General features: G+C 65.0%; 16 protein-coding genes. 8 read left to right on the forward strand and 8 right to left on the reverse strand.

The window, feature by feature from the left end; translation table 11 throughout:
• The first annotated feature begins 86 nt into the window (after positions 1 to 86).
• The 5 genes from RNZ50_15855 (at position 87) to RNZ50_15875 (ending at position 4,017) form a co-directional block, all read left to right on the forward strand.
• Positions 87 to 275 (forward strand): hypothetical protein, encoded by a 189-nt coding sequence (locus tag RNZ50_15855; GenBank protein ID MDT8856469.1) that lies wholly within the window; start codon positions 87 to 89, stop codon positions 273 to 275.
• A 133-nt stretch (positions 276 to 408) separates the two neighbouring features.
• Positions 409 to 1,947 carry an IS21 family transposase gene (istA, locus tag RNZ50_15860; protein ID MDT8856470.1) on the forward strand — a complete coding sequence of 513 codons (1,539 nt, stop codon included), beginning with the start codon at positions 409 to 411 and terminating at the stop codon, positions 1,945 to 1,947.
• Positions 1,948 to 1,959: 12 nt separating this feature from the next.
• Positions 1,960 to 2,721: an IS21-like element helper ATPase IstB gene (gene istB, locus RNZ50_15865; protein MDT8856471.1), complete on the forward strand. Its 762-nt coding sequence runs from the start codon at positions 1,960 to 1,962 to the stop codon at positions 2,719 to 2,721.
• 41 nt (positions 2,722 to 2,762) lie between these two features.
• Complete coding sequence (locus RNZ50_15870; protein ID MDT8856472.1) at positions 2,763 to 3,110, forward strand: hypothetical protein; 348 nt, start codon at positions 2,763 to 2,765, stop codon at positions 3,108 to 3,110.
• 79 nt (positions 3,111 to 3,189) lie between these two features.
• Positions 3,190 to 4,017 (forward strand): DNA adenine methylase, encoded by an 828-nt coding sequence (locus tag RNZ50_15875; GenBank protein MDT8856473.1) that lies wholly within the window; start codon positions 3,190 to 3,192, stop codon positions 4,015 to 4,017.
• A 2-nt stretch (positions 4,018 to 4,019) separates the two neighbouring features.
• Here RNZ50_15875 and RNZ50_15880 read toward each other — a convergent pair whose 3' ends face one another.
• Complete coding sequence (locus RNZ50_15880) at positions 4,020 to 7,448, reverse strand: DNA methyltransferase (GenBank protein ID MDT8856474.1); 3,429 nt, start codon at positions 7,446 to 7,448, stop codon at positions 4,020 to 4,022.
• Positions 7,449 to 8,048: 600 nt separating this feature from the next.
• A complete protein-coding gene (locus tag RNZ50_15885; GenBank protein MDT8856475.1) occupies positions 8,049 to 8,411 on the reverse strand; it encodes a DUF5131 family protein in 363 nt (120 codons plus the stop codon).
• Positions 8,412 to 8,575: 164 nt separating this feature from the next.
• Here RNZ50_15885 and istA (RNZ50_15890) point away from each other — a divergent pair, with 164 nt between their 5' ends.
• The gene (istA, locus tag RNZ50_15890; GenBank protein ID MDT8856476.1) at positions 8,576 to 10,084 is read left to right on the forward strand and encodes an IS21 family transposase; all 1,509 of its coding nucleotides are present in this window, start codon (positions 8,576 to 8,578) and stop codon (positions 10,082 to 10,084) included.
• The gene (gene istB / locus RNZ50_15895; GenBank protein MDT8856477.1) at positions 10,081 to 10,896 is read left to right on the forward strand and encodes an IS21-like element helper ATPase IstB; all 816 of its coding nucleotides are present in this window, start codon (positions 10,081 to 10,083) and stop codon (positions 10,894 to 10,896) included. Before istA (RNZ50_15890) ends, istB (RNZ50_15895) begins: the two co-directional genes overlap by 4 nt.
• A 35-nt stretch (positions 10,897 to 10,931) precedes the next feature.
• On the opposite strand, the gene RNZ50_15900 is transcribed toward istB (RNZ50_15895), so the two are convergent.
• The 3 genes from RNZ50_15900 to RNZ50_15910 form a co-directional block, all read right to left on the reverse strand.
• Positions 10,932 to 11,423, reverse strand: a complete 492-nt coding sequence (locus RNZ50_15900) for a DUF5131 family protein (protein ID MDT8856478.1) — start codon at positions 11,421 to 11,423, stop codon at positions 10,932 to 10,934.
• A gap of 123 nt (positions 11,424 to 11,546) precedes the next feature.
• On the reverse strand, positions 11,547 to 11,951 hold the full coding sequence (locus RNZ50_15905) for a hypothetical protein (GenBank protein MDT8856479.1): 405 nt from the start codon (positions 11,949 to 11,951) through the stop codon (positions 11,547 to 11,549).
• Positions 11,951 to 13,123 carry a hypothetical protein gene (locus tag RNZ50_15910; GenBank protein MDT8856480.1) on the reverse strand — a complete coding sequence of 391 codons (1,173 nt, stop codon included), beginning with the start codon at positions 13,121 to 13,123 and terminating at the stop codon, positions 11,951 to 11,953. The genes RNZ50_15905 and RNZ50_15910 overlap by 1 nt, the downstream gene beginning before the upstream one ends.
• Positions 13,124 to 13,224: 101 nt before the next feature.
• On the opposite strand from RNZ50_15910, the gene RNZ50_15915 reads away from it, so the two are divergent.
• Complete coding sequence (locus RNZ50_15915; protein ID MDT8856481.1) at positions 13,225 to 14,148, forward strand: DNA adenine methylase; 924 nt, start codon at positions 13,225 to 13,227, stop codon at positions 14,146 to 14,148.
• 64 nt (positions 14,149 to 14,212) lie between these two features.
• Here RNZ50_15915 and RNZ50_15920 read toward each other — a convergent pair whose 3' ends face one another.
• The 3 genes from RNZ50_15920 to RNZ50_15930 are packed head-to-tail and all read right to left on the reverse strand — an operon-like array spanning position 14,213 to position 15,008.
• A complete protein-coding gene (locus RNZ50_15920; protein ID MDT8856482.1) occupies positions 14,213 to 14,335 on the reverse strand; it encodes a hypothetical protein in 123 nt (40 codons plus the stop codon).
• Positions 14,335 to 14,724: an HU family DNA-binding protein gene (locus RNZ50_15925; GenBank protein MDT8856483.1), complete on the reverse strand. Its 390-nt coding sequence runs from the start codon at positions 14,722 to 14,724 to the stop codon at positions 14,335 to 14,337. The genes RNZ50_15920 and RNZ50_15925 overlap by 1 nt, the downstream gene beginning before the upstream one ends.
• Positions 14,724 to 15,008 (reverse strand): hypothetical protein, encoded by a 285-nt coding sequence (locus RNZ50_15930; protein ID MDT8856484.1) that lies wholly within the window; start codon positions 15,006 to 15,008, stop codon positions 14,724 to 14,726. The genes RNZ50_15925 and RNZ50_15930 overlap by 1 nt, the downstream gene beginning before the upstream one ends.
• Between the last annotated feature and the right edge of the window lie 138 nt (positions 15,009 to 15,146).

A 15,146-nucleotide genomic window follows, 5' to 3' on the forward strand; every position in this document is an offset into this window, starting at 1 on the left:
GCCGCTGGGTCGACAAACCGAAGCGCCTTGACCGGGCACCTTTCGGTTCTGATGCTGCAACCAGCAAGATTCTAAAGGGTTAGATCATGAAACGCCGCCTGCTGTCTGTCGCGCTACTGCTTCTGGCTGCCTGCGCCACACCGCAGGAAATTGAGAACCGGCCCGCCCAGGCAGAATTTGCATTGCCCCGCAATTATCAGGCTGTCTACGCCGACATGCTTCGGGCGATGCGCATCTGCATGAACCCGGGCGCGGTGATTGCGTGTTTCGCTTGATGGTGGGCATCGATTTCACGGGATCATGGGCAGTCATTTCGCGTGAAGCTGGGCACTGATTTCGCGGGATCGCGGGCAGGTCTGGTCGGCAAATTGAGGATAGTTGCGCCTTCAGGAATGAAGGGGTGGCTTGATGCCGACAGGACGATTGAACATGCGCCGGATACGAGATGTTTTGCGATTGAAGCTTGGGCAAGGCCTGAGCGAGCGGTCCATTGCCGCTTCCCTCGGTCTGAGCAAGGGGAGCGTCGGAAGCTACACCCAACGGGCGCGTCATGCCGGGCTCACGTGGCCCTTGCCGGAGGGGATCGATGACGACAGCCTTGAACTTCTTTTGTTTCCAGCCCCGCCCACGGTGCCGGACGCGGAGCGGCTTGTGCCCGACTGGGCGGAGATTGACCGCGAGTTGCGCCGCCCTGGGGTGACGCGGATGCTGCTCTGGGAAGAATACCGTGCCGCGCACCCCGGGGGTTTTGCCTATACTTGGTTTTGCACGCATTACGAGGCTTGGAAGGGTCGGGTGCGCCCGACGATGCGCCAGACACATGTGGGCGGCGAGAAGGTGTTCGTTGACTTTGCCGGCGACACCATCGACGTGATCGACCCCACGACCGGCGAAGCGCGGGCCATGAAGCTGTTCGTGGCGGCAATGGGGGCATCGAATCACACCTATGCCGAGGCGGTGGCATCGGAGGGGTTGGAAGATTGGATCCTCGCGCATATCCGGATGTTCGCCTTTCTGGGCGGCGTGCCAAAGGCGGTGGTTCCGGACAATCTGAAGTCCGCCGTGATCAAGGCAGACCGGTTTGATCCGGGGCTGAACCGGACCTATGCCGAGATGGCGGCGCATTATGGCACCGCCGTTCTGCCCGCCCGGCCGCGCAAACCCCGGGACAAGGCGAAGGTGGAAGTGGCTGTCCAAGTGGCACAACGCTGGATTCTGGCGCGGCTGCGGAACCACCGGTTCTTCTCATTGGCCGAGTTGAACGTGGCGATCCGGCGGCTGCTGGACGAGTTGAACATGCGCGTGATGCGCGGCTATGGCGCCAGCCGCGCCGATCTGTTTGCCACTTTGGATCGGCCCAATCTTCAGCCCCTACCGCCCGAACCTTATGTCTTCGCCCGCTGGAAGCGCGCCCGCGTGGCACCCGACTATCACGTTGAGGTCGACAGCTCATGGTATTCCGTGCCCTTCGCGCTGATCAAACAAGAGGTCGATGTTCGCACAAGCGGCCAGACGGTCGAGATATTCCATCGTGGTCAGAGGGTTGCGAGCCACGTGCGCACCCCGGGGCGGCGCAGCCATGTCACCGTGGCCGACCATATGCCATCGGCCCATCGTCGCTTTGCCGAATGGACCCCGGCCAGAATGCTGGCGCAGGCAACCAAGACCGGCCCCGCCGTCGCCGCCTTTTGCGAGATGGTGATGGCTGACCGCCCCCATCCTGAACAGGGGTTCCGCACCTGCCTGGGTGTGCTGGCCTTGGTCAAAACCTATGGGCCGGAGCGCGTTGATGCGGCCTGCCAGCGGGGTGTGACCATCCGGGCCCGCACCGTCACCTCCATTCGTTCGATCCTCAAGACCGGCCTCGATCGCGCCTTCCTGGAAGGCTCCGAAGAGGTCGCCCCCCTCCAGCACGCCAACATTCGTGGCGGCAGCTATTACCATTGAGAAAGGACTAAAATGCTGACCCATCCCACCCACGACCGACTGTTGGCGCTCGGCCTGACCGGCATTGCATCGGCGCTCGAAGAACAACGCAGGTCAACCGCCTTCGACGCCCTCTCGTTCGAAGAGCGTCTCGGCCTGCTGGTCGACCGCGAGGCTGCAGAGCGCGACACCAAGAAACTGGCCTCCCGGCTCAAGTTTGCGGCTCTGCGCCAAGATGCCAGCGTCGAGGATCTGGACCTGCGCAGCCCACGTGGTCTTGACCGCAGTGTCATGGCGCATCTTGCCGATGGCGGCTGGATCGCCCGGCACGAGAACCTGCTGATAACCGGGCCGACCGGTTTGGGCAAAAGCTGGATCGCCTGCGCCCTTGGCCACAAGGCGTGCCGGGATGGGCGGCCCGTCCTCTATCAACGTGCGCCGCGCATGTTCGAGGCCCTTGCTCTGGCCCGTGGCGATGGCCGCCATGAACGCATCCTCAAAACCATCGCCCGCATGGATGTGCTGATCATTGACGATTGGGGCCTCGCCGTCCTCACCGCCCCGGAGCGCCGTGACCTGCTGGAAATCCTCGAAGACCGCCACGGCCGCGCTTCCACCATCGTCACAAGCCAACTCCCCGTTGACCAGTGGCACGAAGCCATCGGCGACCCAACGCTCGCAGATGCCATCCTCGACCGCCTCGTTCACAACGCACACCGCCTCACCCTCTCAGGTGAAAGCCTGCGCAGGCGCTCCGCCGTCACAAAAAAGCTTGACCAAATCGTTCAAGCCTGACTCCATGAAAGCGTCGGCCAGCCTGCCCACGATCCCGTGAAATGACTGCCCAGAATGGCGCGAAACGCGTGCCCACGATCGCGCGAAATCAGCGCCCATTCTCCGCGAAATCCGCAGCGGTGATGTTTCCCAGCCCTGCCGCGATCACCCTAGATGGTCAGCTTTACTCTGACCTGCGGTACGGAGAGATCATCGTCGGCATGTCCGGCATCGCGCCGGTAACCAACGGGGTCACACGGATCGCAGCAGTCGGCAGCGGAACGAAGGTCAGCATAAAGATTGCCAATCAGGCAGAGTACACGCACGCAAGCTCGATCGCGTGGCAGAAATACTGGGCCAACGGTGGCACGGCCTGCCCGCGCCTAGGGGCCTTGTTGCCGCCCTCCTGAACCTGAGTTCGTCCGCCAATTTTTCGCTCGCAAGACACAAAGTTCCTGATATGTTCCGCGCATCCCCCGGAGCATGAACATGACGTTACACCCCCTTTCAACACCGGTTGAACCGGTGCTTCCTGTCGCCCCCTGGCTGGGCGGCAAGCGCAACCTCGCAAAGCGCATCTGTGCCCAACTCGACGCCACCCCCTGCACCACCTATGCCGAGCCGTTCGTTGGCATGGGCGGCATCTTCCTGCGCCGCAGCGCGCGGCCGCGGGCCGAGGTGATCAACGACCGAGGCAGGGATGTGGCAAACCTGTTCCGCATCCTGCAGCGCCACTATCCGCAGTTCCTGGACACGCTGCGGTTCCAGCTGACCACCCGGGTCGAATTCAACCGGCTGGTCGACACCAACCCCGACACGCTGACCGACCTCGAGCGGGCGGCGCGGTTTCTCTACCTGCAGCGCACGGCCTTCGGCGGCAAGATCTCGGGCCGCAACTTCGGGGTGGCGAAGGACCGGCCCGGCCGCTTCAACCTGACCACGCTGGAGCCGATGCTCGAGGATCTGCACAGCCGCCTCGCGGGCGTGGTGATCGAATGCCTGGACTGGCCCGACTTCATCCGGCGCTACGACGGGCCGGGCACGCTGTTTTACCTCGACCCGCCCTACTGGGGATGCGAGACCGACTACGGCAAGGCGATGTTCGCGCGTGACGACTTCGCCCGCATGGCCGAGCAGCTGGCGGGCATCCAGGGCCGGTTCCTGCTGTCGATCAACGACGTGCCCGAGATCCGAGAGATCTTCGCTCGCTTCACCCTGACCGAGGTGACCACCAGCTACACCATCAGCGCGAAATCGGGTGCGCCGACCGAGCGGGCCGAGCTGCTGATCAGCAACGATGCGGTCCGTCCGATCTGATTTCACATGAAATAGCGGCCATCGACGACGGCCGCCTGCCCTATGGCCTCCAGGCTGGCCAGCAGCGGTTCGACACTGCGGGTCTGGACACGTGCGAAGTGGCGGGCGATCTGGTCGGGGGTCGCGTCGCCCAGTTCCGCAAGTGCAGCCCGGACGGCAGCCATCTGTTCGGGCAGGGTTTTCGGCCAGGGCTGCTTGGTGACGGCGATCGGGCCGATGTCGAAGGCGGCTTGTTCGCCCTTGACCTCGGCCGCCTTGCCGGCCGGGTTCTGGTATTCCGGGCGCAGCCAGCGGACCAGACCTTGCGCCTCTTCCTTTGCCCGTTCGCGGTTCAGGTCCACCAGGCGCTGCAGCAGGTCATCCTCGGACAGATCCACCGGCCAGCCATAGGCGGCGGCCACCTCGGCGTCGATATCGTCGTGCAGCTTCTTCAGAATACCGACCAGGCCCTGCTCGTACACCTCGTGGTCTTTGCCCTCGATCCGCTGCCCGGCCCGCAACTTTTCCAGAACGTTGTAGATGCCGGTCAGGGTCAGCTTGGGATGGGCCGCCTGTTGCGACCTGCGATGCGCGTCGAGCTGTTCCCCAAGATGGCGAAGACGGGTTTTCTGCGCTTCAGTCGCCTCAGGGAAGGGAAACGGATTGTAGCATACCGTCGAGTTGTAGACGGGTCTGTCCTCAAGCACGCCACCAACTGCCAAAGACCAGGTTACATGGAATTGCGAGCTAAGAATGCTCAACAACGACGCATCATCCGAGGCAAATATGATCAGTCGGTTGTCAGGCAGAATCTCATTGGGCAAGAACATGAAGACACGGTGCTGCATCGTCTCCACCGTCGCGATGTACCGAGGCAGCCCTGCCAACGCGGGCCTAAGATCGCTGCGCGGTTCGCCATGCACCCACCAGAGGCGTTTGTAGCTGTCGCGATTGTTCTGGTCCCTGTCGGGTTTCACTTTGTCCAGTAGGTGCTGGTAAACAGCAGGAAACCGTGCTTGGACATCGATTTCGGACAGACCGAATAGGTCAATCACCATCACGTTGCGCGAGCGAGCAGTCAGGTCACGGCCATTGCGGTATTGCCGGATATGTCGATCGAGCCCCGGCACGGTGCCCAACCCGAGCGCCCGGGCCTCGGCCGGAGTTATAATAAAGCCAGAGCCATGCAGCTTAACACCGGCAGATGAAATTCGTTCGTTCGCCTTCAATGCGACTACTCTTCCGATGTCCGCCCCGATCCGCAGGTTGGCAAAGATGCGGCCCTTCTCGGTGGACAGGGTGACAGGCCGCCCTTCGGCCTCGGTCTCGCCCTTACGTTCCTCGGTCACGGTCACCAGCCGCCCCGACAGCGCACCGGGTGCGGCCACGGTCATGGCGATGCGCACCGCCGCCCCGTCGCCCGCATCGACCCACGGGTGATCGGCAATTGCGAAAAGCAAGGACAGAGGTGTTTTAGGGTCGTTCAGGTGGGGTTCCAGCACCCGCCGGTTGAAGGTCTGGCGCAGCGAGTTGGTGGTGATCAGTCCGAACCGACGCAGTTTGCCCGCCCGCGTGGCCAGCGCCGCCTTTTCCCACCAATACATCACGAAGTCGGCGCTTTCCGGCACCTTGGGGTAAACCGCGCGCAGGGCCTCGGCATAACCATCGCCAAGCGCCTCGCGCATCCGGCTGGTGCCAATGAAAGGCGGGTTGCCGACGATGAAATCCGCCTGCGGCCATTTGGCGGGCCGGGGTTTCAGGTAGTCCCAGACCTGCACCCGCGCTTGCGGGTCAGGCACACGTTCGCCTGTCGCGGGGTGTTCCACCGTTCCGATTCCGTCCCAGCGAGTCACCGGCTTGCCCGCATCGTCGCGGCGTTCGCGGCGGCTGTCCCAGTCCAGCACGGCATCGCGGTTTTCGATGTTCTTGAAGTCGCGCAGCACGGGTTCGGCGGGGCTGGCGGTGCCATGGGTGCGGAAGTGCCATTGCAGATAGCCGATCCACAGCACCAGCTCGGCCACAGCCGCCGCCCAGGGGTTCAGTTCGATCCCCAGGAACTGGTGCGGGTCAACCGTATGCCCGGCCAATGACAACGCCGCCTGATCTTCGCCGAGATCGGCCAGAAGGGCGGTCACCTCGCCTTCCAGCCGCTTCATCATCTCCAGCGCGACATAAAGGAAATTGCCCGACCCGCAGGCCGGATCAAGCACCCGTATCTCGCAGAGCTGGCGGTGGAAAGTGCGCACCGTGGCGCGGGCTTCCTCGAGCTTCCCGTCCTGCGCCAGCCGCTGGACCGAGGCCTGCACCACCAGCCAATCGGCCCGCAGCGGTTCGATGACGGTCGGCATCACCAGCCGTTCGACATAGGCGCGCGGCGTGTAATGGGCGCCCAGCTTGTGGCGCTGTCGCTTGTCCAGCGCGCGTTCCAGCAGGGTGCCGAAGATTGCAGGTTCCACCTCGCGCCAGTCATGTTCGGATGCGGCGATCAGAAGCGAAAGCTGAGGTGCCGTCAGCGGAAGCGCCGTAGACTCCTTGAAAAGCCCGCCGTTGAACCGCTTCAGATGGGTCATCAGCACGCCCGAAAAGCCGCCCCCATCCATGGTCTGCCACAGGGACTGCAGGGCGGGTGCGGCGTTTTCCGGCTGCCCGCGCAGCTTCTTCAGCAGGGTGCTGAACGCCTTTTCGGGGATCAGCAGCACGTCCTCGGCAAACATGGTGAAAAGGCAGCGCATCAGGAACCGCGCGACGGCTTCGGGCGCATGGCCCTGCCCTTCGAAAGATTTCCCCAGCTCGGCCAGATGGCCCGCCACCTTGCGAGTCACCTGCGCGCTGACCTTTGCAGGATCCAGCGCATGCGGATCGAGCCAGATCGTCCGCAGCCTGTCGCGCACCTTTTCATCATGCAGGTCTGTCAGCTGGATCCGGTAGCGACTGCCGTCCGGGAACTGGGTATAACCCTGACCCTGGCCCGAAAAGTCGGCATAGACCTCGATCACATGACCAACATCCACCACCATCAGGAAGGGTGGCCAGCCATCGCTCCGGGCGACCGCCCTCGCGTAGCCGTCAGCCTGGTTGCGCGCGCGCAGCATCGTGTCGTCCCAACGCCGGGAGCCGCGCTGGCCATGGCCCTGCCGTTTTACCACCGCTTCGTCGGGCAGCAGTGAGAATTGCGCATCGTCCGGATCGCGGCCCTTGCCGGTGCCCTGCTTGGCCTCCATCACGAAGGCCGCACGCCGATACAGATCGATGAAGCCGCGCGATTGCTGGCTGGTGTGGATGAAGGTGATGGGCCGTTCAAAGCGGTAGTCGTCTGTCTGGCCGTCCGCGGTTGCAGGTTTCGGCGCATCGACCCCAAGCACCTGCGTCAGCTCGATCGCGAACTGCTGGAAGTTGGCCCGTTCGCTGCCGCCCGACGCCTGCCAGCGCGCAATGAAACTCTGTAAATCCAACGAACTGGCCTTCCCCATTGACGGGCATGACCGTCCACTGTTTACCGATTCCCGCAAAGCAAATAATGCGCGGTGTGGGCGGCGCGAATGCCGCAGTTCTGGCGAAAATCAGTTGCATGTTCACCAGCTCCGAACCGCGCGGCGTCCGATCACGGATGCTTGTGTTTCCAATGCCTTAGGCCGAACATGCAACTGGCCGCCGAACTTGCGGGCCGATTTGCATGTTCGGAACGGCCGCTGCTGCCCCGGTTCGGTCCGGAATGACCCTTTGAACCCGCTTTAAGTGTGTCTTTCCGGGCGGTTAAAGACCCCTGCCCGCCTGCGCCGCGCTCGGCCCCGGATGGCCCCGGCGGGGCGCGGAGTCTCCGGTAGGCCGCCTTATGCGGCATTTCAATGCCGAGGGGCCTGCGGAAGTAGTACTGTTCTACCGCTTTGTTTTAGGCGGCTTTTTCGTCTGTTCCCAGTTGCTCCCACATGTTCCCGGCTCACTGCAGATATTGGTGTCAACGCACAGTGTTGTAGCGTGACAGCAGATGTTGCAGTGTTTGACATCAGATGTTGCAGCAGAGCGATTTCTGTCTGGCGCGCTGATCTATCCTTTCAGAGCGCATCGGACAAGCCGTTCCGGCCTTGACGCCGGGCGCGGATCCCGGGCGGGACGATCTGCCAAGGGAAGCCGTTCCACTCGGCGCCCTCCAGCATCCGGCCGTGCGACTTCGGCCAAACGCCGCCCCACTGTTTGAAGAAGAACGCGGCGCCGTCCCGTTCGCAGGCCAAGCGCAGGTCGGTTGCCCAGCCGCCGTCCATCGGCCGCGCACCGGGGCCGCTTTCGCCGCCCACGATCGCCCAGGCGATGCCCCGCAGATCGACCGCCCCGATCGGCCCGAGCAGCGGCTCGAACGAGATGAACCGGGCGTCCGAGGCGATCTGGCGAAGGTGCCCGATGCGGCTGTTCAGCGACAACCATCTTGGCCGGTGCCGACAACCACCTTGGCCGGTGGGGCTGAACGGAAGACGGGCATGCCCGTCTGGAGGGCAGCCCCACCGGCCTGATTGATTTCGGGGAAGGTGCTGGTCGCTGCGGGTTGGTAAGCCGGGTTCCTCTGCCGTCAAACGGAGGATCCGGGTTGGCCTACAAACCCATCAACGACCAGCAATTGAGATTATACATGTCCGACCTCCGATATCACAGTCAGCGCACGTCGGCCGCCCGCGCCGGGTTCAGCGAGCGCACGGCCCGACGGTTCGATGCCAACCCGACGCTGCCCTCGAACCGCAAGATCGTTCACGGGCGCACGGTGGCCGATCCCCTCGAAGGCTTTTGGGAGGGCGACATCCTTCCCTTGCTGGAGAGGGACAGCGCCTTGCAGGCCGTCACCCTGCTGCGCCACCTTCAGGGCCTGCATCCGCTGGCCTTCCCCGATGACCGCATCCGGCGCACCCTGGAACGGCGGGTGCGGCAGTGGCGGGCGCTGAACGGACCCGAGCGCGACATCATCTTCCGCCAGACGCCGGAGCCGGGCCGCATGGCCCAGTCCGACTTCACTCATGCCGAGGAGCTGGAGGTGACGATCGCGGGCCAGCTATTCCCGCATCTGCTCTACCACTTCGTCATGGTCTACAGCCGGTGGGAGCATGTCGGGGTGGTCCTGGGCGGGGAGAGCTTCACGGCCCTGGCCGAGAACCTGCAGCAGGCGCTCTGGTCGCTCGGCGGGGCACCACAGGAGCATCGCACCGACAGCCTCTCGGCCGCTTTCCGCAACCTGACGGCTGACCAGCGCCAGGATATCACCACGCGCTACAATGCCTTCGTCGGCCATTACGGCATGGAGGCCAGTCGCAACAACCGCGGGGAAGCTCATGAGAACGGCGCGGTGGAGTCCCAGAACCGGCACCTGAAGAAGGCCATCGAACAGGCGCTGATCCTGCGCGGCAGCCGCGACTTCGCCAGCATCGAGGACTACCGCCGCTTCATCGACATTCTGGTGGCACGGCGCAACCGGCAGCGGGCGGCGGCCACGCAGGTGGAACGGGCGCATCTGAAGCCCCTGCCGCGCCGGCGCACCACCGACTTTACAGAGACCGTGGTTCCGGTCACCCGCACCAGCGGCTTTCTGGTCAAGAGCATCTTCTACAGCGCCCCGTCGCAGCTGATCGGGCAGCGCTTGCGGGTCCACCTTTACGACGATCGCCTTGAGGCCTTTCTCGGCAGCACCCTGGTCGTCAGCCATACAAGGGCGCGAGGTCGCGGCGATGGCCATCGCGTGCATGTCATCAACTACCATCACGTCATCCATGCGCTGCGGCGCAAACCGCAAGCCCTGTGGAGTTCGATCTACCGCGACAGCCTGTTCCCGCGAACCGAATACGCTGAGGCCTGGAAGGTGCTGCAGCGCGATCTGCCCCGCCGCGACGCCTGCCGCCGCATGGTCGACCTGCTGTTCATCGCCCACGACCGGGCCTGCGAGGCGGAACTGGCACATCTGCTGGCAGCAGAATTGGACGCGGGCCGGGTGCCCGATCCCGGACCTCTGGCATCCTGCCTGAACCCGCGGCAAACGGCGCTGCCGAGAGATGTTGCCGTCGCCCATCCCTCGCTCGACAGCTTCGATGCCCTTCTGGGAGCCTGCGCATGACCTCCCGCGAGATCGACATCCACACGCTGCCAGGCATGCTGACCGCGCTGCGCCTGCCCAGCTTCCACAAGCTTTGGGCCGACATCGCCACCCGTGCCGACACCGAAGGCTGGCCCGCTGCCCGCTTTCTGGCTGTCCTCGCGGAATACGAACTGGCCGAGCGCGACATGCGCCGCATTCAGCGCCACATGAACGAGGCACAGCTACCGGCTGGCAAGACGCTGGCGACCTTCGACTTCAAGGCGCTGCCAACCCTGCCGCGCGCCCGGATCGAGGCCTTGGCGGCCGGCGACTGGCTGGAGGGTGGCGGCAATCTGATCGCCATCGGCAATTCCGGCACGGGCAAAACGCACATTCTCTGCGCGATAGGCCATGCCCTGATCGAGCGGGGACACCGCGTGTTCTATACCCGCACCAGCGATCTGGTGCAGCGACTTCAGGCCGCCCGCCGCGATCTGGTGCTCGAAGCCGCGCTCGCCAAGCTCGACAAGTTCGACCTGATCATCCTCGACGACATCACCTACGCCCACAAGGATCAGGCCGAGACAGGCGTGCTCTTCGAGCTGATCGCCCGGCGCTACGAATGCCGCAGCATCGCCATCGCCGCCAACCAGCCCTTCAGCGGCTGGGACCAGATCTTCCCGGACAAGGCGATGACCGTCGCCGCCATCGACCGGCTGGTTCATCACGCAGCGATCCTGGAGATGAATGCCGAAAGCTTCCGCCAGCGCGCGGCCGCCTCCAACAAAGAGGCGCTGAGCAGACCGCCAACGACAACCATCGCCGACAACAAGGACAAAGGAGAAGGCTGAGCGAAAAACAATTCCAGATACGCCAACCCAGCGGCCTAAAACCGGCCAACGTGGTTGACGGTCACGGACATGCTGGTTGACGCGCTACAGCGGCCCTTGTGAGCGGCATCCTCGACCGAAACCCCCAGCCAGATATGGCCCGGCACCCTGCCGCCACCATAGCGGGCGCGCAGATAGGCCAGCATCAGCGAGCTGCGCTTGGTCAGCACCTGATAGACATGATGGTCGGCCGCCTCCATCGCGTCGAACACCCGGTCGATGAAGGCGCGGTCCACATCCTTGTGGAACAGGTCGCTCATCGAATTGACGAAGACCATACGCGGCGTCTTCCACTGTCCGGGCTGCTTCAGACGCCCAGGCCAGAAACGAAGGTCAAAGCCGAACTCGTAGGGATGGCCGGGCACCCCGCGCCAGCGTTCAGCAAAGCGCGCGGCATAGCAGTTGTCGCAGCCGGGGCCGATTCTGGTGCATCCGGCAATCGGGTTCCAGGTGGCATCGGTCCACTCGATCCTGGTCGTCTGGGCCATGGGACAATCCTACGGGCTGGTCGGGTTGAGGTCTGGTCGGGCTGATCGCCGGTGTTCAGGCGCAGGTTTCCTGACCGTTTGAAGCCGACTTAAAACTGCATTGAACCGGCCTTTCCGCCCCCTTCACGCCGCGATCCCGGCTGCCGTTTCGAACAGGTCGTCGACCTCGGTGTCCGAGAAGCCGACCAGACAGGCGAAGAAGGCGACGTTCTGGCTTTCGCGCAGCCAGTCGCCTGCGCTGTCGATGATGACGCGTTCGGGCCAGGTGGCGGTGGCGCGGTAGGCGAGGACTTTGGCCCAGCGGGTCTCGCCCAGGGCGAGGATGCCCTGCATGCGCGAGCAGACCATTCCGGCGCGGCGGGCGGTGAGGTCTTCTGCCGGAGTCGTCTGGCGCGGGATCGCCGCTTCGGTCACGGCGGCAATCGCGGCCTCGGCGCTTGACGCACCGACGGGCAGGCACACCTCCCGTGCAGGCTCGTCGCCCTGCGTCACCAGCCACGTCGTCGCATTGATCTGTGTCGCGTCCATCATATCACCGTGATTTCGAAATTGGCCGCAAAGCCCAGCCGGTTGTTGATCTGGATCTCGCCATTGCGCACCGAGACGGTAATCCGCCCGTCGGTGCCCGGAGTGGCGGTCAGGTCTGCGCCTGCCACCACGTCGATCGACGCCCCGAACCCGGAAATGCTCTCCCTGGTGGCCGTCTGCGAGCTGCCCGCCGTGAAGACGATGCGGCAAGTGTTGGCGGGCAGTGGGTTGGTCCCCGTCCCGCCCCCGGTGATCATTGCCGTGCCTGCCTTCTTCGGCAGGGTGTAGACCCCCACCGCATCGTCTGCGACGATCATCTGCTTGCCGCCGACAGGGTTGCCCCCCAGCGTCAACGCGCCTGCGGTGGAGACCAGTGCGGTACCGACCGTGACCGTCGTACCGGCCGTGACTGAAGTACCAGCCGTGACCGTCGTGCCAGCCGTGATCCCCGCAGAGGCGAGCATCGCCGGAAATGTCGGGGTCATGCCGACATGCACCAGTTCCGCCCAGCCCATCGCCCCTGTGTCGGTCTGACGAGTGCCGAGTTGCACCCGCTGTGAGGACGGCGACGCGCCAACCCGGGCGGCGATCACCAGGTGCCCGCCTTCGGACCCGGCCTCCGATCCACCACACCGGGCCACGAAGGCACCGCCGAAGTAGCTGGAGCCGGTTGGGTAGCCTGTCGCCGAGGCTTCCAGGAACCGCCAGAACCCGGAGCGCAGCTCTGCGGTGAAGTCGCTGATCGGCGGGCCGTAGTCGGACCCGAGGCCGAAGTCGCCGACCTTCAGCAGCCGCCCAGGCGTGGCGTCGACAGCGGTTGCGGTGACCTTGCCCGGGATCTCGACCGCGAGCCAGGCGGTGCCGGTGCACAGGATCACCGCACTGCGCCCCGTGGCAAGGGCGAGGGTCGCCGCACCGTCGATCAGCTCGGCCCCCGCCGGGTCGATGGTGATGACGCCCGCGCCTGCGTTGCGCAGCGCGAAGCTGAAGCCCGCACCGGCCGTCGCGGCGGTGGGCAGCGCCAGCGTCCATGTGCCGGATGCGTCGATCAGGCGGCCACGGTCGGCCAGCGTGACGGTGGTGGCGGCAGTGCGGGCGACATGGGCACCGAAGGCCGCCCCCAGCGTGGCCAGCGCCGTGGCGGGGGTGCGCGAGGTACAGAGGCCGTTCAAGCTCGAAACGCTACAGTTTACAGCCCGTGCCCTCTTGGAGATTTCCAATTCACGAGCTGGATTGTTCACATTATGTTCCGATCATCTCCTGGAGCGCGAACATGACGTTACACCCCCTTTCAACACCGGTTGAACCGGTGCTTCCTGTCGCCCCCTGGCTGGGCGGCAAGCGCAATCTGGCGAAGCGGATCTGCGCCCAGCTCGACGCGATACCCTGCACCACCTATGCCGAGCCGTTCGTTGGCATGGGCGGCATCTTCCTGCGCCGCAGCGCGCGGCCGCGGGCCGAGGTGATCGACGACCGAGGCAGGGATGTGGCAAACCTGTTCCGCATCCTGCAGCGGCACTATCCGCAGTTCCTCGACACGCTGCGGTTCCAACTGACCACCCGGGTGGAATTCAACCGCCTGGTCGACACCAACCCGGAGACCCTGACCGACCTCGAGCGGGCAGCGCGGTTCCTATACCTGCAGCGCACCGCCTTCGGCGGCAAGATCTCCGGGCGCAACTTCGGGGTGGCGAAGGATCGCCCCGGCCGCTTCAACCTGACCACGCTGGAGCCGATGCTCGAGGATCTGCACAGCCGCCTTTCCGGCGTGGTGATCGAATGCCTGGACTGGTCGGATTTCATCCGGCGCTATGACGGGCCGGGCACGCTGTTTTTCCTCGACCCGCCCTATTGGGGCTGCGAGACCGACTACGGCAAGGCGATGTTCGCGCGCGACGACTTCGCCCGCATGTCGTGGGGCGGCAGCGCCACCGGACCGTCTTCGGTCAGCACCAGCGGTGCCGGGAAGCGGGTGGCGTGCGGCGCATCCGGCCCGTGCGGCAGGATCAGCGTCAGGCGCAGCACCCCGCCCGCGCGGGTGATGTCGGAGCCGAGCCAGTCGCAGGCCACCGCCGCGCGCGGCAGGGTGGCCCTGGCGTCGGCCGCTCGCTGCGCCTCGTCCCGCAGGCGCTCGGCCTGCGGGCGGAACGCGGTGGGCTCGCCGACCCTTCTGCCATCGGGATCGACCACGACATAGCCGTGCCCGGGCACCTGCTCGACGCGGTGCCGCCCGAGGCCGGGCTTGCTCCAGTTCTCGGTGCTCATCTCAGGAACTCCGTCAAAATCAGGAAGACCGGCACGAAGGCGAACAGGCTGGCGGCGCCGATCAGGTCGCCAAGCCAATGGTCATCGAAGCGCCGCAGGGCAGCGATCAGCCGGTGCATCACACGCCCGCCTTCGCCGGGGCCGCCTTGAAGGTCAGCACTGTCTTTTCCGCAACCGTCACCTCGGCCCCCATCGCCGGATTGCGCGCGAGCCGCGCCTTGCGGGTGCGCGGAGCGAAGGTGCCAAAGCCGCGCAGCTGTACGGCATCGCCATTCGCGGCCGCATCCGAGATCGCGGCCGGCAGCGTGTCGACCACGGCATGGATGTCGCGCTGCGGAATGTTGAGATCCACGCTGAGGCTGGAGACGATGTCGGTCTTGTTCAGGCGAGTCATCGGATGGTTCTCTCCGGCGTTGGGGCCGCGCTTCGCGGCTATGGCTCGGGCCAATTCGCCCGCCAGAACCCGAAGTTCGGCGATGGACAGGGTGGAAAGGTCGGGGGCGGCCATCACGCTGCCCCCTTGGTCGCATTGGGACGGGGAATGTGGCGGGGCCATTCGAGGTCGGACGGCCAGTTGTCGGAGAACCAAGCCATCACCCGCGCGGCAGTCTTCAGCGTGCAGCCTCCGCCTATTTTCAAGTGCGCCATGAAGCCCGCGCAGGCCGTCGCGGTGGCGGGCAGGGCAAGCGTCCAGGTGCCGCCGGCCTCGATCAGGCGGCCGCGGTCGGCGGTGACGACGGTGTGGGCGGCCGTCCTTGCGACATGCGCCAGCCGAACGACGAGGTCGTTCACGGAAGGCGGCGTCAAGCAGATGCTGGAGCGACTCGACCGCATCGGGCCTTGGCCGGACTGATTGGGCCACCCTCTTCGCAGCCCCACCTTGCCACGTCGATGCCGTCGGGGGGTGGCACATCAGCAGGGCCGGGCGGC

It is taken from the genome of Paracoccaceae bacterium Fryx2, from assembly GCA_032334235.1.
Taxonomy (GTDB): domain Bacteria; phylum Pseudomonadota; class Alphaproteobacteria; order Rhodobacterales; family Rhodobacteraceae; genus JAVSGI01.

Bases quoted from the DNA above. Each gene is read 5' to 3' on its own strand.
- RNZ50_15855 (MDT8856469.1), top strand. From the start codon at position 87: ATGAAACGCCGCCTGCTGTCTGTCGCGCTACTGCTTCTGGCTGCCTGC.
- istA (MDT8856470.1), top strand. From the start codon at position 409: ATGCCGACAGGACGATTGAACATGCGCCGGATACGAGATGTTTTGCGA.
- istB (MDT8856471.1), top strand. From the start codon at position 1,960: ATGCTGACCCATCCCACCCACGACCGACTGTTGGCGCTCGGCCTGACC.
- RNZ50_15870 (MDT8856472.1), top strand. From the start codon at position 2,763: ATGACTGCCCAGAATGGCGCGAAACGCGTGCCCACGATCGCGCGAAAT.
- RNZ50_15875 (MDT8856473.1), top strand. From the start codon at position 3,190: ATGACGTTACACCCCCTTTCAACACCGGTTGAACCGGTGCTTCCTGTC.
- istB (MDT8856477.1), top strand. From the start codon at position 10,081: ATGACCTCCCGCGAGATCGACATCCACACGCTGCCAGGCATGCTGACC.
- RNZ50_15900 (MDT8856478.1), bottom strand. From the start codon at position 11,423: ATGGCCCAGACGACCAGGATCGAGTGGACCGATGCCACCTGGAACCCG.
- RNZ50_15905 (MDT8856479.1), bottom strand. From the start codon at position 11,951: ATGGACGCGACACAGATCAATGCGACGACGTGGCTGGTGACGCAGGGC.
- RNZ50_15915 (MDT8856481.1), top strand. From the start codon at position 13,225: ATGACGTTACACCCCCTTTCAACACCGGTTGAACCGGTGCTTCCTGTC.
- RNZ50_15920 (MDT8856482.1), bottom strand. From the start codon at position 14,335: ATGCACCGGCTGATCGCTGCCCTGCGGCGCTTCGATGACCATTGGCTT.
- RNZ50_15925 (MDT8856483.1), bottom strand. From the start codon at position 14,724: ATGGCCGCCCCCGACCTTTCCACCCTGTCCATCGCCGAACTTCGGGTT.